We start from the raw sequence: 26,740 nt of genomic DNA, 5'->3' as shown, positions 1-26,740 counted from the left end.
AACCCGGGTTCACTGCTTAGGCCCTGTTCGAGCCTCATCCGCAACCGGTCCCTTTCGGGTTCATGGTCCGGTCAATCGTCTGCGACAACCGTGCAACGGCCGCCGCCCCTCAGGATATCGCCGAAGCCACCCTTCTCGTGGATCGAATAGACGATTATCGGAATGTTGTTTTCGCGCGCAAGTGCAATCGCCGCCGTATCCATGATCGAAAGCCCGCGTTTGATGACTTCGTCATGGCTGATCCGCTCGAAACGTGTCGCATGCGGGTCCTTCTTGGGATCAGCCGAATAGACACCATCGACCTGGGTGCCCTTGAACAGAGCATCGGCGCCGATCTCGGCGGCGCGAAGGGCTGCAGCCGAATCGGTGGTGAAGAACGGATTGCCGGTGCCGCCGGCGAAGATGACGACCTTGCCCTGGTTCATGTAGGCGGTCGCCTGACGCTGCGAAAAACTTTCGCAAAGCTCGGGCATGGCGATCGCCGACAGCACCACGGCGTCGACGCCGATCTTGTTGAGCGAGGTGCGCAGCGCCAGCGAATTGATAACCGTGGCAAGCATGCCCATATGGTCGCCGGTGACGCGGTCTCCGCCTTTTGACGCAACCGCGACGCCACGGAAGATGTTGCCGCCGCCTATGACGACACCGACTTCGATGCCCAATGCGCGGGCCTCGGCGATGTCGGCGGCGATGCGGTCGACCACCGATACGTCGATGCCGAAATGCTGCTCGCCCATCAACGCTTCGCCCGACGCTTTCAGCAAGACACGTCGGTAGAGGGGCTTCACCGTCATCTGGTCCTCGTCATCGTGCGTGTGACGCGTTTCGGTGCGCCCCGAAACACTGGGCGTTCCGATACACGAAGGGCGCCGCGATGTCACGCGGCGCTCGAGCCGGAAAGTTGAGATCGTGGACCGGGATAGCCGTCAGCTCACGCCGGCAAAAGTGCCTCGCATGAGCAGATCCGGCAGATAGCTTGCCGGCTTACCGCCAACCGCCTGCCCACCGGTCAGGCCGGCTTGTATTTCAGGGCCGAAGAACGAATACGGAAAGGGCGTGACCGGCCGGCTCACCGCATCGAGCCGTGCCCGAAGATCTTCGGGAATGTCGAAATCAAGCGCGCCGAGATTGTCCTTGAGCTGGTCAAGCCTGGTGGCGCCGACGATGACGGACGCAATGCCTGGCCTGTTTGCCGTCCAGTTCAGGGCGACCTGGGCCATGCTGCGGCCGAGCTGGCCGGCAACCCTCTCCAGTTCGGCGACGATTTGCCAGTTGCGATCGGTGAATTTCTGGAAACCGGGATTGGTCGAACCACGCATTGTCTCCAGCCGGCCACCATCCTCGACGATTGTATCGAAACGGTATTTTCCGCTGAGCAGGCCGCTGGCCAATGGACTCCAGACCATGATTCCGGCGCCATAGCGCGTGCCGAACGGCACGAACTCGTGCTCGATGTTGCGCTCGGCCAGCGAATATTCGAGCTGAAGCGCCGAAACCGGTTCATAGCCGCGATGCTCGGCGACGGCCTGCGCCCGGCTTGCGTACCAGGCCGGCACGTCGGACAGACCGACATGCCGGATCTTTCCGGCGCGCACCAGATCGTCCAGCGTCCGCATCACCTCCTCCGGCGGCGTCAGCCTGTCCCAGGTATGGAGGATGTAGAGGTCGATGTAGTCGGTGCCGAGCCGCTTCAGCGAACCGTCTATCGCCCGCAGGATGTTCTTGCGGCCGTTGCCCCCGGCGTTCGGGTTGCCCGGTTCGGCGTTGTAGGTGAATTTGGTACTGATCACCGCCTTGTCGCGCAGCCCACGCTCGGCGATGAATTCGCCGAGCCAGGTTTCGGCCGTGCCACCGGTATAGAGATCGGCGGTATCGAAGAAATTGCCACCGGCTTCGACATAGGCATCAACCAAGGAGCGCGCGGTCTCCTTCTCCGCGCCCCAGCCCCATTCCGTGCCGAACGTCATGGTGCCGAGCGCCAGGCGGGTGACACGCAGCCCGCTGTTGCCGAGCGTGTAGTAGGACATGGTCATGGATTTCTCCTGAAGTTTGAAAAGCGGGATTGAGGTCTTGCCTGGGATACGCAGTCAGGCCTTGGCCAGCGCATCGACCACCACCTGGAAGCGGCGCGGATCGAAATAATCGTGGTAGGCGCTGATCAGACCGCTCTTGAAGTGGAAAATCGCGATATTGCTGTTGGTGTATTCAGTGCCGCCGATCAGCACCGCGCGGTTCTTGTACTCAACGACGATCGCGTCCGAATCCGCTGCCGGATAGATGGCTGTCAGCTGCGAATCGAAGGATTCGAAATTACCGAAGAGGCCTCGGAAGGCCGCCAGGATCGCGGCCTTACCATCGATGCTGTTTCCAAATCCTGCCGGTGGGTAGAAGACAAGTATACGGCCATCTTCAGCCCAAAGGTCGCCCCATGACTCAATGTCGTTGCGGTGCATCAGATCAAAGAATTTACGCACGGTCTCGAGATTACGGGTTCGTTCGGAATCGAGGTCGGTCATTAGACGTCTCCTTAGCTGCTCGGCGATTGCCGTGTGATGCAGCCAAAGATGCGCCCTCCTTTCCCCACCGATAAGATTTGCATTATCCGAATGGACTATGCGGTATCATGCATGAATGGACCGCGATCTGCTTAGCCACCTACCTATAATCGTTGCCGTCGCGCGGCGTGGCGGCTTCGCGCCGGCAGCCGCCGAGCTCGGCATGAGCCCGTCAGCGGTCAGCCATGCGGTTCGGCTGGTAGAGGAGCGAATCGGCCAGCCGTTGTTTGCCCGCACCACGCGCAGCGTCTCGCTGACCGAGGCTGGCACCGCGCTTGTCGCTGCGGCGGAGCCGGCGCTGGAAGACATTGCCGACCGGATCGAACGTATCCGCTCTGTCAAAGGCCGGGCAAGCGGACTGCTCAGGATCAACGCGCCGCGTTTGGCGCTGCCTCTGGCGCTGATGCCCATCCTGACGGCGATGGCGGAACGTTACCCTGACGTGACGGTGGAGATCGTCACCGACGAACGTCTGAGCGATATCGTCGGCGAGGGTTTTGACGCCGGCATCCGGCTGGGCGAGATGATCGCCGAGGATATGGTGACGGTGCGACTGACAGGGCCTTTCCGCAGCATCATCGTTGCCTCGCCGGCCTATGTCGCCCGGCGCGGGCGGCCATGGGCGTTGGCCGATCTCGCCGCGCACAACTGCATCGGCTATCGGCTGCTGCGATCACGTGCGCTCTATCGCTGGGATCTGTCCGATCAGGGCAAGGATATCAGCGTCGAGACACGCGGCAGCGTGGTCGTCAGCGATCCGCTGTCGGCAAGGGAAATGGCGCTTGCCGGTATCGGCCTCGCCTATCTGTTCGAGCCGCTTGTCAAGCCCGACATCGAGGCAGGCCGGTTGGTCGAAGTCCTTGGCGAGGTATCGATCGAGGAACCGGGACTGTTCCTCTATTTCCCGCGCCGCGCCTCGATGGCCCCGAAGCTCCGCGCCTTCATCGACACCGCGCAAGAAATCGGCCGGGCATCCTCGCGGATACCCGGCCGAAAAAGCCTTTCAAACGAATAGTTACTTCTTGACCGCTGCCGCGACTTCCGCCGCGAAATCGGTCTCGTCCTTCTCGATGCCCTCACCGAGCGCGAAGCGCAGATAGGCAGCGATTTTGGCTGGCGCGCCGATTTCGCTTTCGGCATCCTTCAGCGCCTTCTCGACGGTAATGTCGGGATTGAGCACGAAAGCCTGCTTGAGCAGCACGACCTCTTCATAGAACTTGCGCAAACGGCCTTCGACCATCTTCTCGATTATCGCTTCCGGCTTGCCGGACTGGCGCGCCTGGTCGGCGAAGATCGCCTTCTCGCGTTCCACTGCGGCCGGATCGAGCTCTTCGGTGGTCAGGGCCATCGGATTGGTGGCAGCGACATGCATGGCAACCTGACGGGCGAAGGCGTTGGCGGCATGCGCGTTGCCTGTCGTCTCGATGGCCACCAGCACGCCGAGCTTGCCAAGGCCGTCGGCGACCGCATTGTGAACGTAGGTTGCGACAGCGCCGTGCTCGACGGTGAGCTTGGCCGAGCGGCGGAAGCCCAGATTCTCGCCGATGGTGCCGACAGCGTCCTTGATGGTCTCGGCGACCGACTTGCCCGAGCCCGGATAGGGAGCGGCGGCAACGGCCTCGGTCTTGCCGCCATAGGCAAGCGCGACCTTCGCGACATTGGCGACGATCTCCTGGAACGCAGCATTGCGGGCAACGAAGTCCGTCTCGGAATTGACCTCGACGATCGCTGCCTCGCGGACGCCGGAATCTACGCCGATCAGGCCTTCGGCAGCGGTACGGCCAGCCTTCTTGTCGGCCTTGGAAATGCCCTTCTTGCGCAGCCAGTCGATGGCTTCTTCCATATTGCCGTTGGTCTCGTTCAACGCCGCCTTGCAGTCCATCATGCCCGCGCCGGTCAAGTCGCGGAGTTCTTTGACCTGTGCAGCCGAAATGCTCATTGTCGCCTCTTTGTCTAAATGCACTGACGCACCATCGATTTTCGATGATGCGCCTGGTGCCGGTAGCGCTTACCGCGCCAACATATTGGAAAGATGAAGGCCGCGGCCGCCCTTCGCTACTATGCTTCCGGGGTCTGGGCTGCCGGGCTCTCGGCGGCCGGGGTCTGATCGAGCGCCGGCTCGACCGGAGCCTCGACCGATGCGCCGATATCGACACCGAGCGCGCCCTGCTGACGGGCGATGCCGTCGATAGCTGCCTTGGCGATCAAATCGCAATACAGCTGGATGGCGCGGGCCGCGTCGTCATTGCCGGGGATCGGGAAGTCGATCTTGTCCGGGTCGCAGTTGGAATCGATGATGGCAACGACCGGGATGCCGAGACGCTTGGCTTCGAGAATGGCGATCGCTTCCTTGTTGGTGTCGATCACGAACATCAAATCGGGCGTCGAACCCATATCCTTGATGCCGCCCAGCGCCTTGTCGAGCTTCTCACGCTCGCGGTCGAGGTTGAGGCGCTCCTTCTTGGTCAGGCCCTGAGCCTCGCCGGCCAGCATTTCGTCGAGCTTGCGCAGGCGCTGGATGGAATTCGAGATCGTCTTCCAGTTGGTCAGCATGCCGCCGAGCCAGCGCGAGTTGACATAGTACTGGGCCGAGCGCTGCGCGGCATCGGCGACGATGTCGGAGGCCTGGCGCTTGGTGCCGACGAACAGCACGCGGCCGCCCTTGGCAACAGTGTCGGAAACCTGCTTCAGCGCCTGGTGCAGCAAAGGCACCGTCTGCGAGAGGTCGATGATGTGTATGTTGTTGCGGGCGCCGTAGATATAGGGCGCCATTTTCGGGTTCCAGCGGTGGGTCTGGTGGCCGAAGTGAATGCCAGCTTCCAATAGCTGGCGCATGCTGAAATCAGGCAGAGCCATTCTTATTTCCTTTCCGGTTAGCCTCCACGGACACAGGCATTTTTGGACTTTGTCCTCGAACGCCACCGGAGGTTTCAGCCGGATTTCTCCCGGGCAGACACCAAAGTCCGTGTGTGGAATGAGCGCGCATATAGAGGGGAAGCGCGACAAACGCAAGCGTTGTGGCGTCTGTGTTTCAGCGTGCGGCGATCAGCGCACCGGTGTCATCGCCGCATCTTCCCCTTCGGCACCCGCACACGCCGGAAAACAGCGACGATCTCCTCGCGGGTGCATTCGATGGCGCCTAACCGCACTGCGCGGTCGCGCTCGAACCCGGTTATGTCATAATGCGGTGCCGATGTCTTCGGCGGTCCTTGGTAGGACGCGCGCTTGATGCCGAGCTGCCCGGCAAAGCGATGCAGCTCGTCGGTGTCGTCTGCCAGCAGATGACACCAGCGGTGGCCGACCCATTTCCAGATCGCCGCATCGACATAGACCGCCATGAGGCTTGCCGCACTCCTTCATCTTGCGCCGACCAACACATCGCTAACGATGATAGAAGGGATTGGCATAGAAAATGAAGCCGCCGCCGGCCTCGAGTTGCGTCATCGTCCTGGTGACGGTCTCCTGCATCCGGCCGTGCAGTTCGGCGAGTGCCTCCTCGACGGAGCCTTGATAGGCGTGCAAGCCTAGCGGCTCCGGTACCCGGACATAGGCGCGGCGTGGGCCTGCCGGCTGCGGCACGAAACGGTTGATCGTATCGCGCAGCGTACCCTTGCAATAATCGTTGCGGATCCGCTTCAAATGTTCGGCGATCTCCTCCTGCGTGATGCCCGGGTTGGCTGAAGCCCACGGCCCGACACGCTGCACGCGCTGGATTGTATCCGCCAGCATTCGGACCTGCTTCTGGCTTCCACTGCCATCCGTGTCTTCCCGCAGCCAGCGCCGCGAACGGCGCAAAAGGTCCGCATTGTCGAGCGTGCCGGCGTCGACCGAGACAAGTTCGGCAAGGCGACGGCCGAGTTCGGTCAGCAGGTCCTTTTGACGTGCGTCATACAAAGCCCGCTCATCGGACCGCAGGCCATATGCAGCCTCATCGCGCGACAGCAACGTCGCATAGATATGATGGATGCGCTCCGGCAGCGAATCGGCGGCACGGCGTTCGATCTTCAGGCTGTGCTCGACATAGGCGCATTCCCTTGCCAGCGCTGCCTCGACATTCCCCGTGAAAGCAAGCTTCCAGATCACGGGCGCGATCCAAACCTTGAAATCCGGATCCGTCAGGCGGCCGCGCTTCAGCGCCTCGAACCCCATTTCGACCGCGCCCGGCAGCAGCGGGGCAATGATGTTGGCATGCCAGCCGACACCGCCTTCGGGATGCAGGAGCACGCCGTGCCCCTTCAGCGCCCAGGCCACCGAATGTTCCTTGGCGGCCGCGCTGTTGCCCGGGATTTGCGCGATCAGATTGTTGGCCAACCAGAATTTCTGCATCAGCCTGCCAAGCCCGTTGACGACGCCGTGCGTGGCCCAGGATGCCGCCAGCGGGCTTACCCGCGAGACGACCTCCTTGTCGATCATCCAGTCGGTAAAGAATTCGGGATGGTTGGGCGTGATGAACGTCGCCTTGCCCGCGCCGCAACAAGCCTTCAGCCTTTGCCGGTCATCCTCCGGAAAATCGATGTGGCGGACATTGGCGACGCCGCGCAAACCGGCCAGACGGTTGAATGGCAACAGGTCGCGAAAGCCTGGAATGCCGTGCAGCATGACAATCCGGTTGACGAATGTCATAGCGTTGATCAGCGTTGCATTGGGCCGCGGCGCCACAAAAACGTCGATCCTGCTCAACCTGCTCCCCCGCGGCGCATACCCTCATAAGACGTTGATAGGCAATTGCGGCATGCTCAAGTCGATGCGACCTGCCACGCAAGATTAAGCGCTACTATCCCGGATAGCGCCGGCGGCTTGCCGTTCACTCGAGCTTATTTAGACGGGCAGGTCTTTGGCTGATCGAACAGCGACAGATTGACCAGTTTGCCGGTCATCGAGAACTCGCCATAGTCCATGACGAGATCGCGCGTGATGCCGTTCTTGTGCAGCTTGAAGCTGATCCGGTATTCCGGCACCTCCTCGCCGCCTTTGTCGGCATCATCGAAATAGGCGATGTCGACCGGCCAGTATTTGTCGGTGGCGAGCTTGGCCAGCGCCGGCGCTTCCGGATCGGCATTGTCGGCATCGGCTTGCTTGCCGACGACGACGGTGGTGGTCACCACCTTGTTGGCATCCTCAGAGCCGTCGAACAGGTTGGTTTCGTAGAAACGCTCGCCCTTTTCCGCCTTGCCGATCATTTCGACCATTTGCTGGGTCGGGAACTGGGTCGGCGCGAGTTCCAGGCTGTTCTTCTCGGGCTTGTCGATATCGACCTTGAGACCGTTGGCTTCCTTCGTTGCGGTACCCTTGACCTCCTTGTCGAGGTTCTGGTCGACAAAGGATTTGTTCACGAAGGAGAAGGTCTTGCCCTCGGCATCCTCGAAGGTGGTCATCTGCTGGTCGGTCAGCCTGGTGTTGTCGCTGGTTACGATCTGGGTCACCAAACGAAACTTTACCGTATAGCCCTCGCAAGGCGAGCCGTTGAACTCGTAGACCATGCGGCCGGTGATGCCGGTAATGCCGGAACGGTCTGAAGCCTTGTCGAGTGAAATGTCGTAAACAGCACGATGCGCCTGCAGCGCAGGCACCGCAAAAGCGGGAGCCGCCCAGGAAGCCGCTGTCAAGAGAACGGCGTTGAATGCGAGGCGCGTTGCGCGCATGGGGTGCTCCGATCATCGCGGCTAATGGCAAGCCGCATGGAAAGATGGTCCAGCTTAAAAAAAGTCGTGGCGGAAGCGAGGCAAAAATAGCAATTTCGGCCCGGCCTGCGCGGCACCTTCAAGCAATAGGGAAATAGCATGAGCGAAACAATCGAAAAGCGGCTAAGCGATCTCGGCGTGACGCTGCCGGCCGCCGCCGCGCCCGCCGCCAATTACGTGCCCTATTGCCGGACCGGCAATCTGCTGTTCACCGCCGGGCAGTTGCCGCTCAAGGAGGGCAAGCTCCAGGCGAGCGGACTGCTTGGCCGCGATGTCGACACCGCGACCGGCAAGGAAGCCGCAAAATACTGTGCGATCAACATATTGGCCCAGGCTCAGGCGGCACTTGGCGATCTCGAGAAAATCCGTCGCTTGGTGAAGATCACCGTCTTCGTCGCCTCGGCACCGGATTTTGTCGAACAGCATCTGGTTGCCAACGGCGCCTCGGATTTTCTCGCCGCCGTGCTCGGCGATCGCGGCAAGCACGCTCGCTCCGCCGTCGGCACCGCCTCCCTGCCGCTTAATGCCGCAGTGGAAATCGAAGCGATCTTCGAAGTCGAATGACCGGGACTGCAACCATGACCGATCTTTCCTGGCTGACCGCCCGGCCCGTCGCCCATCGCGGCCTCCACGACATGAACAAGACGCGCTGGGAGAACACCCTTTCCGCCTTCGCTGCGGCGGCCGAGCGCGGCTACGCGATCGAATGCGACGTGCACCTATCATCCGACGGCGTCCCCGTCATCATCCACGATGGCGATCTGCGGCGGCTGACCGGCGAGGACGGCTTCGTCTGGCAGCGTACGGCTGCCGAGATCACGGCGCTGAAGGTCGGCGGCACCGCCGACCATTTGCCGACGCTGCAGCAGGCGCTTGATCTGGTCGACGGCCGTGTGCCGATGGTTGTCGAGCTGAAAGGTGCTGCCGGGCACGACGAAGGCCTGGTCGAAAGCGTCGGCAAGATGCTCAAGCATTACAAGGGCAAGACCGCGATCATGTCGTTCGACCATTGGCTGATCCGCGACTTCCCGAAATATGCACCCGGCATACCCGGCGGGTTGACCGCCTACGGCAACGACAACCACCTGATCGAGGCGCATTTCGCCATGCTGGCGCATGACATCGCCTTCACCTCCTACGCTGCCGGCGACCTGCCGAACCGGTTCGTCTCCTTCGTGCGAGAGAGACTCGGCATGCCGGTGATCACCTGGACCGTGCACGACCAGCCTGCCGTCGACCTGACCTTCAAATATGCCGACCAGATGACGTTCGAAGGATTCGAGCCCGATCTGGTACGGCTCGCCTGAGCGGGCTTGTATGGGTCCGCAGCGAGCTTAAGTAAGCCTCATGGATCAAGGGGACGACTGCGAAAGACAAACGGCGAATGCGGAGCTGTCGATCCGCATCGCCGTGGGCATCGGCGCCTTTACCAGCGCTGAATGGGACAGCCTCGGCGGCACCACACGCGGCGATGCAGAATACGGCTACAACCCGCTTGTTTCATTCGCTTTTTTGAGCGCGCTGGAAGATTCCGGCTGCGCTGTTCGGCGCACCGGCTGGCAAGGCCATCACCTCAGGCTGGAAACCGCGCGAGGCAAGCTGCTCGGGGCGGTCCCCTGCTATCTGAAGTCGCACAGCCAGGGCGAATATGTCTTCGACCATGGCTGGTCGGACGCGTTCGAACGCGCCGGCGGGCGCTACTATCCGAAGCTGCAATGCGCGGTGCCGTTCACACCCGTCACCGGCCCTCGCCTGCTGGTCGGCAGGGGCGAGGACAGCCCCACCGTCAAGGCCGGTCTTGCGGCCGGCCTGAAGGCGGTGACGGATAAGCTCGGCGTGTCTTCCGCGCATGTTACTTTCGCGCCGGAGGACGACGTCCAGATATTGGCGGCGGCCGGCTTCCTTCATCGCACCGACCAGCAGTTTCACTTCTTCAACGAAGGCTTCTCGAGCTACGACGATTTTCTCGCAACGTTAGCCTCGCGCAAGCGCAAGGCAATGAAGAAAGAGCGGCGCGAGGCCCTCGCCGACGGCATCTCGATCGACTGGCTGACCGGCAAGGATCTGACCGAAAAGGCCTGGGACGACTTTTTCGCGTTCTACATGGATACCGGCAGCAGGAAATGGGGCCGGCCCTACCTCAACCGCGATTTCTTCTCGCTGATCGGCGAACGCATGGCCGACGACATCCTGCTGGTCATGGCCAAACGCAACGGGCGCTACATTGCAGGTGCCATCAACTTCATCGGTTCAGACGCGCTCTACGGCCGCAATTGGGGCTGCATCGAGGACCACCCGTTCCTGCATTTCGAGGTCTGCTACCATCAGGCGATCGATTTCGCCATCTCGCGCAAGCTGAAGGTGGTTGAAGCCGGTGCGCAGGGCGAGCACAAGCTGGCGCGCGGCTACCGGCCCGTGACGATGCATTCGGCGCACTACATCGCCCATCCAGGTCTGCGCAATGCAGTGGCCGACTACCTCCAACGCGAGCGGCGCGAAGTCGAGCGGATGAGCGAATATCTGGAAGAGCACACCCCGTTCCGCAAGGAGATGGCGGAGTAGAGTAGCGAGCCCCAATCGCTCAGCCGAGCGGGCCGGCACGGCCGATGTCGACCGATCGTCTTGCCCGCCCGGAACAGCTTCGCTACACGAGACAGCGAGCCAAGAACCGGAGCGCGCGCCATGGCCGAAGCAACCTATGACAGCAGCAACATCTTCGCAAAAATCCTGCGCGGAGAAATCCCTTCGCACCGCGTCTACGAAGATGACGCGGTCATCGTCTTCATGGATGTGATGCCGCAAGGACAGGGTCACACGCTGGTGGTGCCGAAAGCGCCGTCGCGCAACCTGCTCGACGCGGATCCGGCGGTGCTTGGCCCGCTCTTCGTTCACGTCCAGAAAGTTGCGCGGGCCGTAAAGAAGGCCTTCGATGCCGATGGCGTCACGGTTATGCAGTTCAACGAACCAGCTTCGGGGCAGACTGTCTTTCACCTTCACGTCCATGTCATTCCGCGCTTCGAGGGCATTCCCCTGAAACCGCACAGCGGACAGATGGAAAAGCCTGAAGTCCTGGCCGAGAACGCCGGCAAGATACGGATGGCGCTGGCAAGCTGAACCGGCGCAAACCGCTCCGGCGGGCGCCGGGTGCTTAACCGGAAGGTGTCACAAAAAAAGCCCCGTTTCCGGGGCTTTTTTACTGGCTGGTTCGTCAGTTCTTACGCGGCAGTTGCGGCACAAGGCTGCGCTTGCCGCCGTCCTTACCTTTGGGCTCCGGCTTCTGCGCCACCGCCTTTTTTGCGGCGGGCTTTTTCGCCACCGCCTTCTTGGCCTTCGGCGCGTCGTCCGGCTCTTCCTTCTTCGGCTTCACCGGCGCCTCGTCGGCGAGCGATTCGAGCTTCAGGCCGGTCTCGCCGGTTTCCTTCTTCTCGACGGTGACACGTACTGTGCCGCCCTTCTTGAGCTTGCCGAACAGCACCTCGTCGGCCAGCGGCTTCTTGATGTGCTCCTGGATGACACGGCCAAGCGGCCGGGCGCCCATGCGCTCGTCATAGCCCTTATCGGCCAGCCATGCGATTGCATCCTGCGACAAGTCGAAGGTCACGCCACGCTCGGAAAGCTGTGCTTCCAGCTGCATGACGAACTTCTGCACCACCTGATGGATGACCGGCACCGGCAGCGAGCCGAACGGAATGATCGCATCGAGACGGTTGCGGAACTCCGGCGTGAACAGCCGGTTGATCGCCTCGACATCGTCGCCTTCGCGCTTGGTCGAACCGAAACCGATGGCCGCGCGCTGCGCGTCGGACGCGCCCGCATTGGTGGTCATGATCAGGATGACATTGCGGAAGTCGATCTGCTTGCCGTTATGGTCGGTCAGCTTGCCGTGGTCCATGACCTGCAACAGGATGTTGAACAGGTCCGGATGCGCCTTCTCGACTTCGTCCAGCAACAGCACGCAGTGCGGATGCTGGTCGACGCCGTCGGTCAGAAGGCCGCCCTGGTCGAAGCCGACATAGCCGGGAGGCGCGCCGATCAGCCGTGAAACGGTGTGGCGTTCCATATATTCCGACATGTCGAAGCGGATCAGCTCCACGCCGAGCGAGGCGGCGAGCTGCTTGGCCACTTCCGTCTTGCCGACACCGGTCGGACCCGAGAACAGGTACGAGCCGATCGGCTTTTCCGGTTCCCGCAGGCCGGCCCGCGCCAGCTTGATGGCCGAAGTCAGCGCGGTGATCGCGGTGTCCTGGCCGTAGACGACGCGCTTCAACTCGATGTCGAGACCTTGCAGCACCTTCTCGTCGTCGGCGGAAACCGTCTTCGGCGGGATGCGCGCCATGGTGGCGATCGTCGCTTCGATCTCCTTGATGCCGATGGTCTTCTTGCGCTTGGCTTCCGGCACCAGCATTTGCGAGGCGCCGGTCTCATCGATCACGTCGATCGCCTTGTCCGGCAGCTTGCGGTCGTTGATGTAACGCGCCGAGAGCTCGACCGAAGCCTTGATCGCCTCGCTCGTGTAGCGGACCTTGTGGAACTCCTCGAAATAGGGCTTGAGGCCCTTCATGATCTCGATGGCGTCCTCGACGGTCGGCTCGTTGACGTCGATCTTCTGGAAGCGCCGCACCAGCGCGCGGTCCTTCTCGAAGAACTGACGGAACTCCTTGTAGGTGGTCGAGCCGATGCAGCGGATGGCGCCGGACGACAGCGCCGGCTTCAACAGGTTCGACGCATCCATGGCGCCGCCGGAGGTGGCCCCTGCCCCGATCACGGTGTGGATTTCGTCGATGAACAGCACGGCGCCGGGATAATCCTCGAGCTCCTTGACGACCTGCTTCAGCCGCTCCTCGAAATCGCCGCGATAGCGGGTGCCGGCCAGCAGCGTGCCCATGTCGAGCGCGAAGATGGTGGCATTGTGCAGCACTTCGGGAACGTCGCCCTCGACGATGCGCTTGGCGAGGCCTTCGGCGATTGCCGTCTTGCCGACGCCGGGATCACCGACATAGAGCGGGTTGTTCTTAGAGCGGCGGCACAGCACCTGGATGGTCCGGTTGATCTCGCTCTCGCGACCGATCAATGGATCGATCTTGCCGGCCTTAGCCTTGTTGTTCAGGTTGACGCAATAGGCAGTCAGCGCGTCCTGCTGCTGCTTCTTCTTGCCGCCTTCCTCTTGCGGCTCGGCCCCGCTCTGGCTGCCTTGCTCGTCGTCGGCGCCGCGCGGCGTCCGCGTCTCGGAAGCGCCGGGGCGCTTGGCGATGCCATGCGAGATGTAGTTGACCGCGTCGTAGCGGGTCATCTGCTGTTCCTGCAGGAAGTAAGCGGCGTGGCTCTCGCGCTCAGCGAAGATGGCGACGAGCACGTTGGCGCCGGACACCTCCTCGCGGCCTGACGACTGCACATGGATCACCGCGCGCTGGATGACGCGCTGGAAACCGGCAGTCGGCTTGGAATCTTCATCGTAGCCGGTGACGAGGTTGTCGAGCTCGGTGTCGATATAGGTGAGGACCGTATGCTTCAACTCGTCGAGATCGACGTTGCAGGCACGCATGACGGCCGCCGCCTCGGTGTCGTCGATCAGGGCGAGCAGCAAATGTTCAAGGGTTGCATATTCATGGTGCCGCTCATTGGCGAGCGTCAGCGCTTGGTGAAGCGCCTTTTCCAGGCCTTGGGAGAAAGCCGGCATGTTACCTCACTTCTTCTCCATCACGCATTGCAGCGGATGCTGATTCTGTCGGGCGAAATCCATGACCTGAGCCACTTTGGTCTCGGCCACCTCGAATGTATAGACCCCGCACTCGCCCACCCCATGATTGTGAACATGAAGCATTATGCGTGTGGCGGCTTCGCGGTCCTTCTGAAAAAAGCGCTCCAGCACGTGGACCACGAATTCCATGGGTGTGTAGTCGTCGTTAAGAATGAGGACCCGATACAGACTGGGCTTCTTGGTCTTGGTTTTTGTGCGCGTGATGACGGCCGTGCCGCGACCGGCCTCATTGCCGTTGCTGCCGTTCTGCATTCGCACCACGTAGCTCGTGGCAGTCAAACCTGTAGTCACGTAGTCCTGCCTCTTTCGAATCCTCATGCATGCTCGACATGTAGGTGTTCGGTGGACGATTTTAAGCCCTTCTGTTTAGCTGACAATATGGCTAGGTGGCCAAACTTGACCGATTTTTCAAATCGTGAAGACCGCAGGCCCCCGATTTCGAGCTGGCATGAAAAAACCCGGCCGCGCGTTCGCGACCGGGTCTGTCTTTGCAAGCCCAGGGGCCGGCTCGGAATGTTCGTCGAATTTACTTCGCCTTGGCGACGATCGATTCGAACGGCTTGTAGGCTTCCTTGGCGAGTTCGGCATAGAGATCGCCAAGCTTGGTGGCTTCGGTGACGAAGCTCTCATAGGACTGCTTGGCATAGTCGGACTGGATCTCGATCGCCTTGTCCAGCGACTTGGCGGAAAAGAGCTTCTCGACAGCGGCGCTACCGGCTTCGAAGCTTTTCTTGGTGTACTCGCCCGCCTCGGCGGCGATAGCCTGCGCACCCTTGGACAGCGAGGCGAAGCTCTTCAATCCGGTGTCCGCAAATTCCTTGCCGTATTTGCTGAAATCTTCATAGGTCTGGGTCATTTCACGCATTCCCTTGAACGGTTGCCTTGGACGATAGACGCGGCTTGTCCGGGCCGCGTTGTGCAATGCATGTAAATATATTGTGCAGTGCACAAAAGTCAAGATTCCCGCGGCAATGCGCATAGTGAGCTGCCGGCAATCGCTAAGATTCGAATAAAGAGAAGCTCAATCACACAGAAAATGGTGAACGCGGCGGTTACCATAAACGGATTGGTAACGCTGCCCGCGTTAGCGTGGCCGGAGGTGAGGCAGGACCCTTTGCCGCCTCCAAGGCAACGGAAATTCAAAGGAACTATCAGTGCGTAAGGCGTTGTCGGGCTTCGTTTCCAAATCCGCGTCCCCCCTCAAAACGATCATGATCCTCGCTATGGCGATGAGCTTCGTCGTCGCGGACGCGGCCTCATCCATGGCGGCCAAGTCGGCGGCCATCGTCATCGATGCCAAGACCGGCAAGGTGCTTTATTCGTCGGACGCCGATGGCCGGCGCTATCCGGCGTCGCTTACCAAGATGATGACGCTCTATCTGACGTTCGAGGCGTTGGCGAAGGGCAGGATCAGCAAGAATTCCCCGGTCGTGTTCTCGGCCAATGCCGCTGCCGAACCGCCGACGAAGCTCGGCGTCAAGCGGGGCGGCTCGGTCACGGTCGAGACCGCGATCCTGTCGATGGTGACCAAATCGGCAAACGATTCCGCAACAGCGCTTGGCGAGATGCTCGGCGGCAACGAAGCCAATTTCGCCCGCATGATGACCGCCAAGGCGCGGGCGCTGGGCATGAGGGGAACCGTTTTCCGCAACGCCAACGGCTTGCCTGATCCCGGCCAGTTCACGACCGCGCGCGACATGGCGATGCTCGGCATCGCCCTGAGAGAGCATTTCCCGCAATACTACGGCTATTTCTCGCAGCGCTCCTTTCTTTACGGGCGGCAGCGCATCAACGGCCACAATCGTCTGCTCGGACGCATCAAGGGCGTCGACGGCATCAAGACCGGTTACACCCGCGCCTCCGGTTACAATCTGGTCTCCTCGGTCTCGGATGGCGATCGGCGCATCGTAGCGGTGGTCATGGGCGGCAGGTCCGGCGGCAGCCGCGACAGCCAGATGGCCGGGTTGATCAATGCCTACATGCCGCAGGCGTCGTCGCGCGGCGGCGGCGTGCTGATTGCCAAGGCCGGCGGCGGCAATCCGATTTCAGCCTTGGCCAAGGTGCTTCTGCCGAAGCATGACGCGCCGACACCGGACAGAAAGCCGGACGACGATGCCGTTGCCTCTCTTGTCGAGGAAAATGCGCCCGTCGTTGAAGAGACCGCTCCGGTCGTTCAGGCCAAGAGGGTCAAGACGACGGCTGTGTCGACGGTGGACGACGTGGCGACAGCCCGGGTCGCCGCAGCCTATGCCGAACCGGCGGCAGAGGTCGATCCTGTCAGCACGGCGTCGGTGCCATCCGGCTGGGCAATACAGGTCGCCTCTTCGCCAAAACAGGCCGAAGCGAAGGCTTTCCTCGACAAGGCGACGAAGCAGGCGCCCTCCGTTCTGACCGATGCCTCCGGTTTCACCGTCGCCTTCGACAAGGACGGTGTCACCTACTACCGCGCCCGGTTCGGTGGTTTCGGTTCGAAGACGGCTGCCTGGAAAGCCTGCAACGCTTTGAAAAAGAAGAAGATCGAGTGCTACGCCGTCCAGCAGTAAGCGGCGCGCGAAACGATATCTTTCCCGAAGTTCTGCGTCGAAGGAGACTAGTTGTGATTGGAGAGCAAGACGTCCTTGGCTTCATTGATCCGCGCCGCCAGGAAAGACGTGCCACCGATATCGGGGTGCAGGCGCTGCATCAGGCGGCGGTGCGCCTTGCGGACATCCGCCGCGGCAGCCCCCGCTTCAAGACCAAGGATCTTGTAGGCCTCCTCCTTAGTCATGGCGCCAGAACCTGGCGCAACACCCAGCCCTTCGCCACCATTCGCATCAGCGTCTTTGCGCCAGATGGGAAATCTGCCGTCAAGATACGTCTCTAGCAATTGGCGGCTCTCCGGATCGCCGGAGAGTTCGCGATAGAGTTGCTGCAATTCGGCAAGCCCCATCGAGCCAAGCATCTTGCCTTCATGGCGCCCAGCCAGCACAAGGCCTTCGAGGCCGCCGGTATCGTGATCGAGTTCCATCTCAAGCGCCGCCGTACGAACTGTCGAACGCTTGCCTGCCGCCAGTTTGGCTGCCGGCCGATTCATGCGCATGGAGCCGTACCAGGCGAGCGCAGCCGACAGAATCAAGCCCCCGATGCCCTCGCGCCCGACCAGCAGCACGGCGACGCCGACCAGCCCGAGCAGCACAGGTCCAAGCGTCCTCATGCCGCCTGCAAGCTTCGCCGGATCGGCGCGCAGGAAGATGGTGAGCATGCCGAGAAACACCAGAAGCAATGCTACGAAAGCGATAATCGCGCCCATCAGTTTCCGTCGCCCCGCATATGCTCGATCATCAGCCGGTCCTCCGGCCTGCCCCGGGCCTCCAGTGCCTTCAGCCCGCCGGTCGCAAACACGGCGACGGACGAAAGCAGGCCGGCCAACGTCGCGGCGGCCCGCCGATCGAACCGGAACCAGGCCCCTTTCGACAGCCGCGCAATTTCCTTGAACGCCTTTTCCGCGGCGGCATCATGGCCCTCCTGAAAGACGAAGACAGGAACGCCGTGCAGACCGAGGCTGCCGGCCTTTTCGGCCAGATCATCAATGTTTTCTTCCATCGCGTCGCCGATATAGACCAGCGCGTTGACCTTGGCCGCCGCCGTCTGTTTCAGCGCATGGGCGAGCACCTTGCCGATTTGGGTATGGCCGCTGCGGCAGTCGATGCGCGTCATCAGCTGTTTCAGAGCTTCGGTATCGGTGACGAATGCGGACGAGCGGCACTCGCCAAGGCCGCGAAAATAGACAAGTTGAACCTTGAGCGCCCCGGCCTTGCCGACGGCGTCGAACATCTCGGCCTGCAGCGCACAGGCGAGATCCCAGGTCGGCTGGCGGCTCATCGTCGCGTCGAGGGACAGGATCAGCCTACCTGAACCGGTAGCGGATGCAGCGAGCGTCCTTGCCTGACGGAGAAACGCGTCGATCTCGCCGGTGCTCGATTGAGACTCGACCGGCGCAGGATTGGCCTTTGCAGACACGGGCTGCTTCTTGTCGCTCATGACATTCAAGATGTGGCGTTGTTCCCCGGCTTGCAAGCCCAGATGAGGCGACCTGGAGGACCTGTGATGATGGCACCTGCGGACGACGCTTCGGCTGGTGGTCCTGGCGTTGCGTTTCTTGGCGTCAGAGCAGGCCGAGATCGGCAAGCTCACGCCTGAGCTTCGGCGGCATCTCGATCAGCCCGGCTTTGCCCTTGCCGAGATCGGCCGGCGCGTCCGCCTGCTTCAGGTAGCGCCACCCCTGGAATGCACGGCGCGGTTGCCAGTCAGTGCGCACGACCTCGGGATCGAGGATCAGATGGCAACGGCCGATGCCCTCGTCATCGGTGAAGGGCCGGATTTCGGTGATCAACTGGCGGCATTGGACATTGCCCTTGATCACCCAGTAGAGCGAGCCGCCGTCGGCAATCTCGGCGCCACGCGTCGGCACCATGCGGGTGGTGTGGTAGTGCTCGGCCGGTTCGCCGGCGCGGCGCCGCTCGTCGAGACGGAAGGCAATCCACTCTTCCAGATCCTCGACGCTGTCACAGCCGACGCAAAGCTTTATGAGATTGAGAGACATCGTTTAAGGTTTTAGTCCAGCACGCGAACGCGTCAACGGCCTGATCGACTTCTCCACAGTGGTGGTCCATGCCGCCAGATTGGCGCTCAGCACTCCACGACATTGACGGCCAATCCGCCAAGGCTGGTTTCCTTGTACTTTTCGTTCATGTCGAGGCCGGTCTGGCGCATCGTCTCGATCGCGGCATCGAGCGGCACGAAATGAACGCCGTCGCCCTTGATGGCCAGCGAAGCGGCGGTCACCGCCTTGACGGCACCAAGCGCGTTGCGCTCGATACACGGCACCTGCACCAGGCCGCCGACCGGATCGCAGGTCATGCCGAGATGATGTTCCAGCGCGATCTCGGCAGCATTCTCGACCTGCTCGGGCGTGCCGCCCATGACGGCGCACAATCCCGCCGCAGCCATTGCCGAAGCCGAACCGACCTCGCCTTGGCAGCCGACTTCCGCCCCCGAGATCGAAGCATTGGTTTTGATGATGCCGCCGACGGCCGCCGCCGTCAGCAGGAAATCGCGGATGCTGGGCTGGTCGGCTTCGGGATGGAAATGCAACCAGTAGCGCAGCACTGCGGGCAGAGTGCCGGCCGCCCCATTGGTTGGCGCGGTGACGACACGGCCGCCGGCAGCGTTCTCCTCATTGACCGCCATCGCATAGATCGACAGCCAGTCGTTGGCGAGCAGCGGGTTAGGCCGGTTCTGCTGCCATTGCTCCTGCAGCTTGTCGTGCAGCATCCGGGCACGGCGGCGCACCTTGAGTCCGCCCGGCATGATGCCGTCTTGCGACAGGCCGCGCTCGATGCAGCCCTTCATGGCGCTCCAGATGCCGTCGAGGCCGGCGTCGAGCTCCCCGCGCGACATCTGTGTCTCCTCGTTGACGCGCTTCATCTCGGCAATGGAAAGCCCGCTTTTCGCTGCCATGGACAGCATTTCGACGGCGTTCTTGAACGGATACGGAACCTTCTTGCGTTCGGTTGTCGCCGAGCCCCTTGCTTTCATCCGCTGCAGTTCTTCCTCGGACACTACGAAGCCGCCGCCGATCGAATAATAGACGCGCCTCAGCAGCAACCGGTCGCCGGCATCATGGGCAGAGAAGGCCATGCCGTTGGCGTGACCCGGCAGCGGCGTCCTGCGATCCAGCACAAGATCCGTTGCCGGGTCGAAACGGTAGGACGGATGGCCGGGCGGCGAAATCCGCTTCTCGGCGGCGATGCGAGCGACGATGCCGTCTGCTAGGTCGGGATCCACAGTCTGCGGCGTCTGGCCGGCGAGGCCGAGCACCACGGCACGATCGGAGCCATGGCCGATGCCGGTATAGGCGAGCGAGCCATGCAGGCTGGCCGCGATCCGGTCGACCTTGGCGCCGGCCGGGCGCGGCCAGTCGTCTCCCGCAATCTCGTCGAGAAACCGCCGCGCGGCCGTCATCGGCCCCATCGTGTGCGAACTCGATGGGCCGATGCCGATCTTGAACAAGTCGAAAACCGAAAGGAACACGTGGGCGTTTTCTCCTGGGACCCTGTTGAGATCTACATATAGGAATTCCCATGATGTTTTCCGCTGTTTTAAGGACCGCCGCGCTGCGCCTGCCGACCTCGTTTGCTCCGGCAGCGACATTCCAGCTTCGGCCATCGAAGCGTCCCCTCCGCCTGTGGTAAAAGCAACGCATGAGCGATTCCTTTCATCTATCGATGGCCGACCTTGCGGCGCTGGGGTTCTTCCTTGCCGCGTGGGTGCTGCATACGCTCGCCGCCGACGGAATGCTGGTCAGCCGCATGTCGCTGACGAGGGCTATGAACGCGCAGCGCGAGGCCTGGATGCGGACCATGGCCGAACGCGAGATCCGCATCGTCGACACCGCTATCATGAGCGGGCTACAACAGGGGACCGCCTTCTTTGCCTCCAGTTCGCTGATTGCGATCGGCGGCTGTTTTGCCCTGCTCGGCGCCTCCGATCAGGTTCTGACCGTGCTCAGCGACCTGCCGTTTGGCGCCACGTCCTCACGCGCGGCCTTCCAGACGAAGGTGTTCGGGCTGGTGCTGATCCTGGCCTTTTCCTTCTTCAAGTTCGGCTGGGCTTACCGGCTGTTCAACTATTGCTCGATCCTGATCGGCGCCGTGCCGATTCCACATGGCGAGGCGTCGCGCAATCCGGTCACCGAAACGGCGGTGTGGCGTGCCGCGCGCATGAACATGCTGGCCGGAAAGCATTTCAATTCGGGCCTGCGCGGCGTGTTCTTCTCGATCGGCTATCTCGGTTGGTTCGTCGATCCCACCGTCTTCGTGCTATCGACGCTGCTGCTTCTGGCGGTACTGGTGCGCCGCCAGTTTTTCTCGGCGGCGCGGCAGGCGGTGCTCGGTCAGCCGCCCGGTCCGGGGAAAGGCCGATCGATGCGGCCCGACAGCCAATAGGCGGTGAGCCCTATCCATTCGCGGATCGCAACAGTGGTGACCTCCAGCCAGTCGCCGGGATAAGGCAAGGTGCCGATGCTTTCCTTGCCGGAAGTGCGATAGTCGACCGGCCACGGAACGGTCGAAAAGCCGGCTTTGTCGAACAGCGCCTTGGCGCGTGGCATATGGAAGGCCGAGGTCACCAGCAACCAGGTTTCGCCCGGTTTCGGCGTCACCAGTTCCCTGGTAAAGACAGCGTTCTCGTAGGTGCTGCGGGATTTGTTCTCGAGGATCAGCCGATCGGCCGCCACGCCGAAAGCGGCAAAAAGACGCGGCGCGGTATCTGCATCGCCTTCGCCGCCGCGGAACGTTTCGATGCTGCCACCGGAGATAACGACTTTCGCTGTCGGAAAGCGCCGCGCCAGCACGACCGCCTCGACCATCCGGTCGCCGCTGGAGTTCATTTCATAGCCGCCACGCACCAGATTGACGGCGCCATCCAGACTGCCGCCAAGCACTATGATACCGTCAACCTTTTCCGGCAGCGGCGGCCTGGGGAAGCGTTCCTCCAGCCGATTGAGCATCATGGGGCCGAGCGGGCTCCATGTCGAAACCGCCAGAATGAGGAAGGCAAGAGCGCTGCCGGCGGTCGCCAACCGTCGCCGCCCGAACATCGCCGCGACCAGCCCCGCCAGCAGCAGGAAGATCGCGAGATTCAACGGCTCGACGAAGAACCCGAGAACCTTGGAGACATAGAAGAACATCCCTCACCCCCCTCAGATGAGAAACGATCTTACCACCATTTTTCCGGCTGAAATGTGCCGGCCGCCTTTTCGATGACATGGGCGGTCTGGAACAGCGTTTCCTCGTCGAAGGGCCGGCCGATCAGCTGCAGGCCGAGCGGCAGCCCCTTGGCGTCGAGCCCGGCCGGAACCGCTATGCCGGGCAGGCCGGCCATGTTCACCGTCACCGTAAAGATGTCGTTGAGATACATCTTGACCGGGTCGGCGGCCATTTCCTCGTCGGCGATGCCGAAGGCGGCGGAAGGCGTTGCCGGCGTCAGGATGACGTCGACGCCTGCGGCAAACACATTTTCGAAGTCACGCTTGATCAGGGTTCGAACCTTCTGCGCCTGTAGATAGTAGGCATCGTAGTAGCCGGCGGAAAGCACATAGGTGCCGATCATGATACGGCGCTTGACCTCCCGCCCGAAGCCGGCGGCGCGGGTCTTTTCATACATATCGACAATGTCCTTGCCGGGCACGCGCAAGCCATAGCGGACGCCGTCGTAACGGGCGAGGTTGGACGAGGCTTCGGCCGGCGCCACGATGTAATAGGCCGGCAGCGCATATTTGGTGTGCGGCAGCGAGATATCGACGATCTCGGCACCAGCATCCCGCAGCCAGGCAATGCCTTTCTGCCACAGCGCCTCAATCTCCGCGGGCATGTCGTCGACACGATATTCCTTGGGAATGCCGACCTTCATGCCCCTGATCGGGCGGCCGATCGCCGCCTCGTAGTCCGGCACCGGCAGGTCGACGGACGTCGTGTCCTTCGGGTCGACCGAAGCCATCGACTTCAACAGGATCGCGGCATCGCGCACGTCGCGCGCGATCGGCCCGGCCTGGTCGAGCGACGAGGCGAAGGCTACGATCCCCCAGCGCGAGCAGCGGCCATAGGTCGGCTTGATGCCGACTGTGCCAGTGAAGGCGGCGGGCTGGCGGATCGAGCCGCCGGTGTCGGTGGCGGTGGCGCCAGCGCACAGGAAGGCCGAGACCGCTGATGCCGAGCCTCCGGACGAACCGCCCGGCACCAGTTGGGCATTGTCCAACGTGCGCGCGGTCCTGGTGCCGCCCGCCGAAACGAAGCCGCCCTCGCCCTGATGTGTCGTCGGCATCACCACCGTGTCGAGGCGCGAACGCCGCCACGGGTTGATGACCGGCCCATAATACGAGGTCTCGTTGGACGAGCCCATGGCGAACTCGTCCATGTTGAGCTTGCCGAGCATGACGGCACCATCCGCCCACAGATTGGCGGTGACCGTCGATTCGTAGCGCGGCTTGAAGCCGTCCAGCACATGGCTGCAGGCCTGGGTGTGGACGCCTTCGGTGCCGAACAAATCCTTGATGCCGAGCGGGATACCCTCGAGCGACCCGCCCTCGCCCTTGGCCAGTTTCGCGTCGGAGGTCTTGGCCATGTCGCGCGCCTTGTCGTCGGTGACCACCACGTAGGCATTGAGCGCCGGATTGGCTCGCTCGACCGCCGATAGATAAGCCTCGGTGATTTCGGTGGCGGTGATCTCCCTGGAGCGCAATTTGGCGCGGGCCTGCGAAATCGTCAGCTGGGTAAGGTCGCTCATCAGGCAAGGCTCTTTTCGTAAAACACCGACCACTCGGAATCGGGATAATCCAGCACCGGCCCGCAACGCGAAAAACCGGCGCGTTCGTAGACGGTCCAGGCGGCGGGATGACGGGCGCCCGTCTCCAGCACCAGACGCTTAAGCCCTTCTTGGCGCGCCAGCGCCTCGATACGCTCGACAATCTTCGCGCCGATCTTGTGGCCGCGATGCGAAGGTCGCGTATACATGCGCTTGATCTCGCCGACGACAGCATCGTGGCGCTTCAGTGCGCCGCAACCGATGGCAAGGCCGTTGTCGCGGGCGATGAAGACGGTCGTGTCGCGGTCCGCCATCTGCTCGACCGTCAAATGGTAGCAATGCTCCGGCGGCGTCAGCTCCAGCAATGTGGCGTTGAGCTCCTCGACCAGCCCACGCACATCGTCCTGCAGCGGCGTCTCAGCCGCGATGTCGATTGCCATCGGCCTGCTACTCCACGACCTTCGGCACAAGGAAGAAATTCTCTTCGGTCGCCGGTGCATTGGCGACGATGTCGGCTGCCTTGCCGCCGTCGGTGACGACGTCCTGGCGCTTTTTCATTGCCATCGGCGTGACTGAGGTCATCGGCTCGACGCCGGAAACATCGACCTCGTTCAACTGCTCGACAAAGCCCAAAATGGCGTTCAATTCGCCGGTCATGCGCTCTGCATCCTCCTCGCTCACCGCAATACGGGCAAGATGCGCGACGCGCTTCACGGTTTTTATATCAACGGACATGTTTGTGCCTCGGGGAAAACCAGCGCTATAGCGGCGCGGCGCGTGCCGCGCAACATGCATCGTGCCTTCAACTGCCCTATGGCATCGCCACGCCGTCGCAGAGGAAATAACTGCCGCCGTTGCCGCTCTGCTCGCCTTCGTCGGCGGCAGGCCGAACCGATACCAGGTCGATCTGCTTCGGGCTCATCTGTGTCAGTGAGAGAACATCGGGAAAGACGTAGCCCGGCTCCTGGCATATGGCGGTCACCGCCCAGCTTGGTGAGCGTGTCGCTTTGGTGATCTGCAGGAATTCACAATTATATTCGATGCTTTCCAGGCCATTTGCCGACAGCACGATATTGCCGCCCTCGATCACCATCTGCAGCGTATCCTTTTTGGCCTGCGCGCAGAGGTCCTCCGATTGCAGATAGACGCCCTCGATGAAATTTTCCGCGGCCAGCGTCGGCGACGCGGCAACCAGCATGGAAATGCAAAGAGAATTTCTCAAGCGCATCGTATCGTTCCGGACCGGCTTTCTTTACAGCGTAATCGTCTCGCCGATCTTCGGCAACGCAACTTTCACACCCGATTCATCCAGCCCGGCCACGAATTTGTCGGCGGTCTGATCGATCATCGGAAATGTGCCGAAGTGAGCGGGAACGACCGTCTCGAACTTGAAGAAACGCTGGCAGGCAAGGGCTGCTACCGCGCCACCCATGGTGAAGCGGTCGCCGATCGGCACGATGCCGATCTTCGGTTCGTGCAACTCGTTGATCAGCGCCATGTCGGAAAAAATGTCGGTGTCGCCCATATGATAAAGCGTCTTGTCCTCGGGAAAGTGCAGGACGAGCCCACCCGGATTGCCGAGATAGGTATTCTGGCCACCCTCGCCCGGAAAGGACGATGAATGCAGAGCCTGAACGAAGGTGGTGGTGAAGCCGCCGCAATCGACGGTGCCGCCGATATTGCCGGGATTGATCTGCTTGTCACCGACGCCCTTGCCGACCAGGTACATGCAAATCTCGAAATTGGCGACCAGCATCGCGCCGCTCTTCTTGAGCACTTCGATGGCGCCGCTGATGTGGTCGCTGTGGCCATGGGTGAGCAACACGTGCGTGATCCCTTCGGCCGGCCCTTCCCAGCCGCCCGTCCATGATGGATTGCCGACCAGATAGGGGTCGATGAGGATTTTCGCGCCTTCGATTTCAATTCGGAATGCCGAATGTCCGTACCAGGTCAGTTTCATCAATGCTTTCCTCGATTTTTGCTTCGGTAGAGGATAGAACGCCGACGGCGAAATTAAAGTGCCACGCACGCTTTGCGCGTATAGGACGTGCGGCGTCGCGGTCAAAGGAAAAGCCGTTGGGCATCATCACCATCGAGGAGTTGCCGGCCCGGCTCGGCGGCGGCAAGACCCTGGCCGGTCTCGACCTCGGCGACAAGACAATCGGCATGGCGGTTTCCGACCGCGGCTTGTCGTTCGCCCACCCGCGCCCTGTCATCATGCGCAGGAAATTCTCGCTCGATGCCGCAGTGCTGCTCGCTCTGCTACAGAAGGAAAATGCCGGCGCCGTGGTGATCGGCCTCCCCATCAACATGGACGGCTCCGAAGGCCCGCGCGCCCAAAAATCCCGCGCTTTCGTGCGCAACATGGCTGGATTGACCGATCTGCCCTTCCTCTTTTGGGACGAACGGCTGTCGACGGTGGCGGCCGAGCGGACGCTGATCGAGATGGATTTTTCCCGCAAGAAACGCGCCGGCAAGATCGATTCTGCGGCGGCCGCTTTTATCCTCCAAGGTGTTCTCGACCGGCTTCAGGCGCTCGGCGTCGATGCCTGGTCGAAATAGCGGTTGCGCATCGCCGTGATCCAGCCACCAATCGCCTTGCGGCGGCGAAATGCCCAGAACGCCACCAGCAGCAGCCCATCGAACACGCAAGCTTTCGCCACCATGCCCGGAATAAGCGCCGGATCAACGCCGAGCATCTGTCCATAGAGCTGGAAGACGAGATCGTGTAATTGGCGGCTCAGGATGACATAGCCGAAATTGATGTCGTTGAGCGACAGAAAGAACCAGCCCCAAAACAAGAGGAGCGGAGCCGCCCACAGCGCGAACAAGGTGCGCATCAGCGGTCATCCCTCGAATCCAGCCGGCCGGAAATGCGGGCAAGCGAGGAATTATGCGCCGCTGCCTTGGCCATGACATGCGCGGCCGCTCGGATTTCGCCGGTCCCTGGAACTGCCGCGGCAACGGTCGACCGCCGCTCCGCGAGCATCGCGACATAGGACGCCAGAAGTGCCGCCAATTGCACCGCGACAATCATGAACAGCCCATTGATGCCTTGCGCGGCGCCGCCGATGACGATCAGCGACAGCACGCCCAAGGCGGAAATGAAGGCGATTCGCATGACGCTGTCGGCGGGATCCGGGTTGGTCGTGTCGCTGGTCAGTGCTTCAACAAAGGCCCAGCAGAACAGCACCGCGACGACAAGCAGTGCCACGGCGAGCGGCGCCACGACGACGGCGTTTTCGAGATCGGCAAATCGAGTGTTCTGGACGGGAACGCCCAGTACGCCAAGGGCCGTCGCCACGCCTCGATTCCCGTCGATGCAAATGAACGCCAGCAGGGCGAAAACGGCCGCCCAATGCAATGCCAGAAAAGAGCTCAGAATATGCCGCATGACGCTCCTG

General features: G+C 61.9%; 31 protein-coding genes. 8 read left to right on the top strand and 23 right to left on the bottom strand.

Annotated elements, in window-relative coordinates:
• Positions 1-71: 71 nt before the first annotated feature.
• The 3 genes from pyrH to NKI24_RS07150 all read right to left on the bottom strand — a co-directional run bounded on the left by pyrH (position 72) and on the right by NKI24_RS07150 (position 2,516).
• A complete protein-coding gene (pyrH, locus tag NKI24_RS07160) occupies positions 72-794 on the bottom strand; it encodes a UMP kinase (RefSeq protein ID WP_023674934.1) in 723 nt (240 codons plus the stop codon).
• Positions 795-926: 132 nt separating this feature from the next.
• Positions 927-2,033: an aldo/keto reductase gene (locus NKI24_RS07155; RefSeq protein WP_352744125.1), complete on the bottom strand. Its 1,107-nt coding sequence runs from the start codon at positions 2,031-2,033 to the stop codon at positions 927-929.
• Between the two features lie 54 nt (positions 2,034-2,087).
• Positions 2,088-2,516, bottom strand: a complete 429-nt coding sequence (locus tag NKI24_RS07150; protein ID WP_352448817.1) for a nuclear transport factor 2 family protein — start codon at positions 2,514-2,516, stop codon at positions 2,088-2,090.
• A gap of 115 nt (positions 2,517-2,631) precedes the next feature.
• On the opposite strand from NKI24_RS07150, the gene NKI24_RS07145 reads away from it, so the two are divergent.
• A complete protein-coding gene (locus NKI24_RS07145; protein ID WP_352448816.1) occupies positions 2,632-3,570 on the top strand; it encodes a LysR family transcriptional regulator in 939 nt (312 codons plus the stop codon).
• On the opposite strand, the gene tsf is transcribed toward NKI24_RS07145, so the two are convergent.
• The 5 genes from tsf to NKI24_RS07120 form a co-directional block, all read right to left on the bottom strand.
• Complete coding sequence (tsf, locus tag NKI24_RS07140; protein WP_352448815.1) at positions 3,571-4,494, bottom strand: translation elongation factor Ts; 924 nt, start codon at positions 4,492-4,494, stop codon at positions 3,571-3,573.
• Between the two features lie 119 nt (positions 4,495-4,613).
• Positions 4,614-5,411, bottom strand: a complete 798-nt coding sequence (rpsB, locus tag NKI24_RS07135; RefSeq protein ID WP_031211288.1) for a 30S ribosomal protein S2 — start codon at positions 5,409-5,411, stop codon at positions 4,614-4,616.
• 203 nt (positions 5,412-5,614) lie between these two features.
• The gene (locus NKI24_RS07130; RefSeq protein WP_352448814.1) at positions 5,615-5,893 is read right to left on the bottom strand and encodes a DUF4031 domain-containing protein; all 279 of its coding nucleotides are present in this window, start codon (positions 5,891-5,893) and stop codon (positions 5,615-5,617) included.
• 43 nt (positions 5,894-5,936) lie between these two features.
• Positions 5,937-7,235 carry a lysophospholipid acyltransferase family protein gene (locus tag NKI24_RS07125; protein WP_352744122.1) on the bottom strand — a complete coding sequence of 433 codons (1,299 nt, stop codon included), beginning with the start codon at positions 7,233-7,235 and terminating at the stop codon, positions 5,937-5,939.
• Positions 7,236-7,369: 134 nt separating this feature from the next.
• The gene (locus NKI24_RS07120) at positions 7,370-8,197 is read right to left on the bottom strand and encodes a cell envelope integrity EipB family protein (protein ID WP_023674927.1); all 828 of its coding nucleotides are present in this window, start codon (positions 8,195-8,197) and stop codon (positions 7,370-7,372) included.
• A 138-nt stretch (positions 8,198-8,335) separates the two neighbouring features.
• Here NKI24_RS07120 and NKI24_RS07115 point away from each other — a divergent pair, with 138 nt between their 5' ends.
• From NKI24_RS07115 to NKI24_RS07100, 4 genes are all read left to right on the top strand, one after another.
• Positions 8,336-8,800, top strand: coding sequence for a RidA family protein (locus NKI24_RS07115; RefSeq protein ID WP_352448812.1), 465 nt, complete (start codon positions 8,336-8,338; stop codon positions 8,798-8,800).
• Between the two features lie 14 nt (positions 8,801-8,814).
• Entirely contained in the window at positions 8,815-9,543 is a 729-nt protein-coding gene (locus NKI24_RS07110; RefSeq protein ID WP_352742689.1) for a glycerophosphodiester phosphodiesterase, read from the top strand.
• A gap of 40 nt (positions 9,544-9,583) precedes the next feature.
• Positions 9,584-10,798, top strand: coding sequence for a GNAT family N-acetyltransferase (locus NKI24_RS07105; protein ID WP_352744119.1), 1,215 nt, complete (start codon positions 9,584-9,586; stop codon positions 10,796-10,798).
• A 120-nt stretch (positions 10,799-10,918) separates the two neighbouring features.
• Entirely contained in the window at positions 10,919-11,350 is a 432-nt protein-coding gene (locus tag NKI24_RS07100; RefSeq protein ID WP_352744117.1) for an HIT family protein, read from the top strand.
• A gap of 94 nt (positions 11,351-11,444) precedes the next feature.
• On the opposite strand, the gene clpA is transcribed toward NKI24_RS07100, so the two are convergent.
• From clpA to NKI24_RS07085, 3 genes are all read right to left on the bottom strand, one after another.
• Positions 11,445-13,913 (bottom strand): ATP-dependent Clp protease ATP-binding subunit ClpA, encoded by a 2,469-nt coding sequence (gene clpA / locus NKI24_RS07095; protein ID WP_352448808.1) that lies wholly within the window; start codon positions 13,911-13,913, stop codon positions 11,445-11,447.
• Between the two features lie 6 nt (positions 13,914-13,919).
• On the bottom strand, positions 13,920-14,246 hold the full coding sequence (gene clpS, locus NKI24_RS07090; RefSeq protein WP_023674921.1) for an ATP-dependent Clp protease adapter ClpS: 327 nt from the start codon (positions 14,244-14,246) through the stop codon (positions 13,920-13,922).
• Positions 14,247-14,520: 274 nt separating this feature from the next.
• The gene (locus tag NKI24_RS07085; protein WP_023674920.1) at positions 14,521-14,850 is read right to left on the bottom strand and encodes a phasin family protein; all 330 of its coding nucleotides are present in this window, start codon (positions 14,848-14,850) and stop codon (positions 14,521-14,523) included.
• A 298-nt stretch (positions 14,851-15,148) separates the two neighbouring features.
• On the opposite strand from NKI24_RS07085, the gene NKI24_RS07080 reads away from it, so the two are divergent.
• Complete coding sequence (locus NKI24_RS07080) at positions 15,149-16,537, top strand: SPOR domain-containing protein (RefSeq protein WP_352705694.1); 1,389 nt, start codon at positions 15,149-15,151, stop codon at positions 16,535-16,537.
• A gap of 47 nt (positions 16,538-16,584) precedes the next feature.
• Here NKI24_RS07080 and NKI24_RS07075 read toward each other — a convergent pair whose 3' ends face one another.
• The 4 genes from NKI24_RS07075 to NKI24_RS07060 form a co-directional block, all read right to left on the bottom strand.
• Positions 16,585-17,283 carry a DnaJ domain-containing protein gene (locus NKI24_RS07075; protein ID WP_352448805.1) on the bottom strand — a complete coding sequence of 233 codons (699 nt, stop codon included), beginning with the start codon at positions 17,281-17,283 and terminating at the stop codon, positions 16,585-16,587.
• Complete coding sequence (locus tag NKI24_RS07070) at positions 17,283-18,014, bottom strand: vWA domain-containing protein (RefSeq protein WP_352744114.1); 732 nt, start codon at positions 18,012-18,014, stop codon at positions 17,283-17,285. Before NKI24_RS07070 ends, NKI24_RS07075 begins: the two co-directional genes overlap by 1 nt.
• Before the next feature lie 124 nt (positions 18,015-18,138).
• Positions 18,139-18,576 (bottom strand): DUF1489 family protein, encoded by a 438-nt coding sequence (locus NKI24_RS07065; protein WP_352448803.1) that lies wholly within the window; start codon positions 18,574-18,576, stop codon positions 18,139-18,141.
• 86 nt (positions 18,577-18,662) lie between these two features.
• Positions 18,663-20,066: an L-serine ammonia-lyase gene (locus NKI24_RS07060; RefSeq protein ID WP_352742679.1), complete on the bottom strand. Its 1,404-nt coding sequence runs from the start codon at positions 20,064-20,066 to the stop codon at positions 18,663-18,665.
• Between the two features lie 170 nt (positions 20,067-20,236).
• Here NKI24_RS07060 and NKI24_RS07055 point away from each other — a divergent pair, with 170 nt between their 5' ends.
• Positions 20,237-20,980 carry a DUF599 domain-containing protein gene (locus tag NKI24_RS07055; RefSeq protein WP_352744112.1) on the top strand — a complete coding sequence of 248 codons (744 nt, stop codon included), beginning with the start codon at positions 20,237-20,239 and terminating at the stop codon, positions 20,978-20,980.
• Here the strand turns inward: NKI24_RS07055 and NKI24_RS07050 are convergent.
• From NKI24_RS07050 to NKI24_RS07025, 6 genes are all read right to left on the bottom strand, one after another.
• Entirely contained in the window at positions 20,929-21,723 is a 795-nt protein-coding gene (locus NKI24_RS07050) for a YdcF family protein (protein WP_352705699.1), read from the bottom strand. The genes NKI24_RS07055 and NKI24_RS07050 overlap by 52 nt on opposite strands.
• Positions 21,724-21,752: 29 nt before the next feature.
• The gene (locus NKI24_RS07045) at positions 21,753-23,318 is read right to left on the bottom strand and encodes an amidase (RefSeq protein WP_352744110.1); all 1,566 of its coding nucleotides are present in this window, start codon (positions 23,316-23,318) and stop codon (positions 21,753-21,755) included.
• Positions 23,318-23,776, bottom strand: coding sequence for a GNAT family N-acetyltransferase (locus tag NKI24_RS07040; protein ID WP_352744108.1), 459 nt, complete (start codon positions 23,774-23,776; stop codon positions 23,318-23,320). Before NKI24_RS07040 ends, NKI24_RS07045 begins: the two co-directional genes overlap by 1 nt.
• A 7-nt stretch (positions 23,777-23,783) precedes the next feature.
• The gene (gene gatC / locus NKI24_RS07035; RefSeq protein ID WP_023674910.1) at positions 23,784-24,071 is read right to left on the bottom strand and encodes an Asp-tRNA(Asn)/Glu-tRNA(Gln) amidotransferase subunit GatC; all 288 of its coding nucleotides are present in this window, start codon (positions 24,069-24,071) and stop codon (positions 23,784-23,786) included.
• Between the two features lie 76 nt (positions 24,072-24,147).
• Complete coding sequence (locus NKI24_RS07030; RefSeq protein ID WP_352744106.1) at positions 24,148-24,564, bottom strand: hypothetical protein; 417 nt, start codon at positions 24,562-24,564, stop codon at positions 24,148-24,150.
• A gap of 24 nt (positions 24,565-24,588) precedes the next feature.
• Positions 24,589-25,296 (bottom strand): metal-dependent hydrolase, encoded by a 708-nt coding sequence (locus NKI24_RS07025; RefSeq protein WP_352744105.1) that lies wholly within the window; start codon positions 25,294-25,296, stop codon positions 24,589-24,591.
• Positions 25,297-25,412: 116 nt separating this feature from the next.
• Here NKI24_RS07025 and ruvX point away from each other — a divergent pair, with 116 nt between their 5' ends.
• Positions 25,413-25,898 (top strand): Holliday junction resolvase RuvX, encoded by a 486-nt coding sequence (gene ruvX, locus NKI24_RS07020; protein WP_352448795.1) that lies wholly within the window; start codon positions 25,413-25,415, stop codon positions 25,896-25,898.
• Here the strand turns inward: ruvX and NKI24_RS07015 are convergent.
• On the bottom strand, positions 25,865-26,176 hold the full coding sequence (locus NKI24_RS07015; RefSeq protein WP_352448794.1) for a DUF6105 family protein: 312 nt from the start codon (positions 26,174-26,176) through the stop codon (positions 25,865-25,867). The genes ruvX and NKI24_RS07015 overlap by 34 nt on opposite strands.
• Positions 26,176-26,730 carry a hypothetical protein gene (locus NKI24_RS07010; protein ID WP_352646491.1) on the bottom strand — a complete coding sequence of 185 codons (555 nt, stop codon included), beginning with the start codon at positions 26,728-26,730 and terminating at the stop codon, positions 26,176-26,178. Before NKI24_RS07010 ends, NKI24_RS07015 begins: the two co-directional genes overlap by 1 nt.
• Positions 26,731-26,740 lie beyond the last annotated feature (10 nt).

The organism is Mesorhizobium sp. M0701, assembly GCF_040320365.1.
In the GTDB taxonomy this organism is placed as follows: domain Bacteria; phylum Pseudomonadota; class Alphaproteobacteria; order Rhizobiales; family Rhizobiaceae; genus Mesorhizobium.
Note: the sequence above shows the minus strand (reverse complement) of the source record. Positions and strands in the feature narration are given on the sequence as shown.

Excerpts from the sequence above, each read along its gene's own strand:
- pyrH (WP_023674934.1), bottom strand. The coding sequence starts at position 794 with ATGACGGTGAAGCCCCTCTACCGACGTGTCTTGCTGAAAGCGTCGGGC.
- NKI24_RS07155 (WP_352744125.1), bottom strand. The coding sequence starts at position 2,033 with ATGACCATGTCCTACTACACGCTCGGCAACAGCGGGCTGCGTGTCACC.
- NKI24_RS07150 (WP_352448817.1), bottom strand. The coding sequence starts at position 2,516 with ATGACCGACCTCGATTCCGAACGAACCCGTAATCTCGAGACCGTGCGT.
- NKI24_RS07145 (WP_352448816.1), top strand. The coding sequence starts at position 2,632 with ATGGACCGCGATCTGCTTAGCCACCTACCTATAATCGTTGCCGTCGCG.
- tsf (WP_352448815.1), bottom strand. The coding sequence starts at position 4,494 with ATGAGCATTTCGGCTGCACAGGTCAAAGAACTCCGCGACTTGACCGGC.
- rpsB (WP_031211288.1), bottom strand. The coding sequence starts at position 5,411 with ATGGCTCTGCCTGATTTCAGCATGCGCCAGCTATTGGAAGCTGGCATT.
- NKI24_RS07130 (WP_352448814.1), bottom strand. The coding sequence starts at position 5,893 with ATGGCGGTCTATGTCGATGCGGCGATCTGGAAATGGGTCGGCCACCGC.
- NKI24_RS07120 (WP_023674927.1), bottom strand. The coding sequence starts at position 8,197 with ATGCGCGCAACGCGCCTCGCATTCAACGCCGTTCTCTTGACAGCGGCT.
- NKI24_RS07115 (WP_352448812.1), top strand. The coding sequence starts at position 8,336 with ATGAGCGAAACAATCGAAAAGCGGCTAAGCGATCTCGGCGTGACGCTG.
- NKI24_RS07110 (WP_352742689.1), top strand. The coding sequence starts at position 8,815 with ATGACCGATCTTTCCTGGCTGACCGCCCGGCCCGTCGCCCATCGCGGC.
- NKI24_RS07105 (WP_352744119.1), top strand. The coding sequence starts at position 9,584 with ATGGATCAAGGGGACGACTGCGAAAGACAAACGGCGAATGCGGAGCTG.
- NKI24_RS07100 (WP_352744117.1), top strand. The coding sequence starts at position 10,919 with ATGGCCGAAGCAACCTATGACAGCAGCAACATCTTCGCAAAAATCCTG.
- clpA (WP_352448808.1), bottom strand. The coding sequence starts at position 13,913 with ATGCCGGCTTTCTCCCAAGGCCTGGAAAAGGCGCTTCACCAAGCGCTG.
- clpS (WP_023674921.1), bottom strand. The coding sequence starts at position 14,246 with ATGCAGAACGGCAGCAACGGCAATGAGGCCGGTCGCGGCACGGCCGTC.
- NKI24_RS07085 (WP_023674920.1), bottom strand. The coding sequence starts at position 14,850 with ATGACCCAGACCTATGAAGATTTCAGCAAATACGGCAAGGAATTTGCG.
- NKI24_RS07075 (WP_352448805.1), bottom strand. The coding sequence starts at position 17,283 with ATGGGCGCGATTATCGCTTTCGTAGCATTGCTTCTGGTGTTTCTCGGC.
- NKI24_RS07070 (WP_352744114.1), bottom strand. The coding sequence starts at position 18,014 with ATGAGCGACAAGAAGCAGCCCGTGTCTGCAAAGGCCAATCCTGCGCCG.
- NKI24_RS07065 (WP_352448803.1), bottom strand. The coding sequence starts at position 18,576 with ATGTCTCTCAATCTCATAAAGCTTTGCGTCGGCTGTGACAGCGTCGAG.
- NKI24_RS07055 (WP_352744112.1), top strand. The coding sequence starts at position 20,237 with ATGAGCGATTCCTTTCATCTATCGATGGCCGACCTTGCGGCGCTGGGG.
- NKI24_RS07050 (WP_352705699.1), bottom strand. The coding sequence starts at position 21,723 with ATGTTCTTCTATGTCTCCAAGGTTCTCGGGTTCTTCGTCGAGCCGTTG.
- NKI24_RS07045 (WP_352744110.1), bottom strand. The coding sequence starts at position 23,318 with ATGAGCGACCTTACCCAGCTGACGATTTCGCAGGCCCGCGCCAAATTG.
- NKI24_RS07040 (WP_352744108.1), bottom strand. The coding sequence starts at position 23,776 with ATGGCAATCGACATCGCGGCTGAGACGCCGCTGCAGGACGATGTGCGT.
- gatC (WP_023674910.1), bottom strand. The coding sequence starts at position 24,071 with ATGTCCGTTGATATAAAAACCGTGAAGCGCGTCGCGCATCTTGCCCGT.
- NKI24_RS07030 (WP_352744106.1), bottom strand. The coding sequence starts at position 24,564 with ATGCGCTTGAGAAATTCTCTTTGCATTTCCATGCTGGTTGCCGCGTCG.
- NKI24_RS07025 (WP_352744105.1), bottom strand. The coding sequence starts at position 25,296 with ATGAAACTGACCTGGTACGGACATTCGGCATTCCGAATTGAAATCGAA.
- NKI24_RS07015 (WP_352448794.1), bottom strand. The coding sequence starts at position 26,176 with ATGCGCACCTTGTTCGCGCTGTGGGCGGCTCCGCTCCTCTTGTTTTGG.
- NKI24_RS07010 (WP_352646491.1), bottom strand. The coding sequence starts at position 26,730 with ATGCGGCATATTCTGAGCTCTTTTCTGGCATTGCATTGGGCGGCCGTT.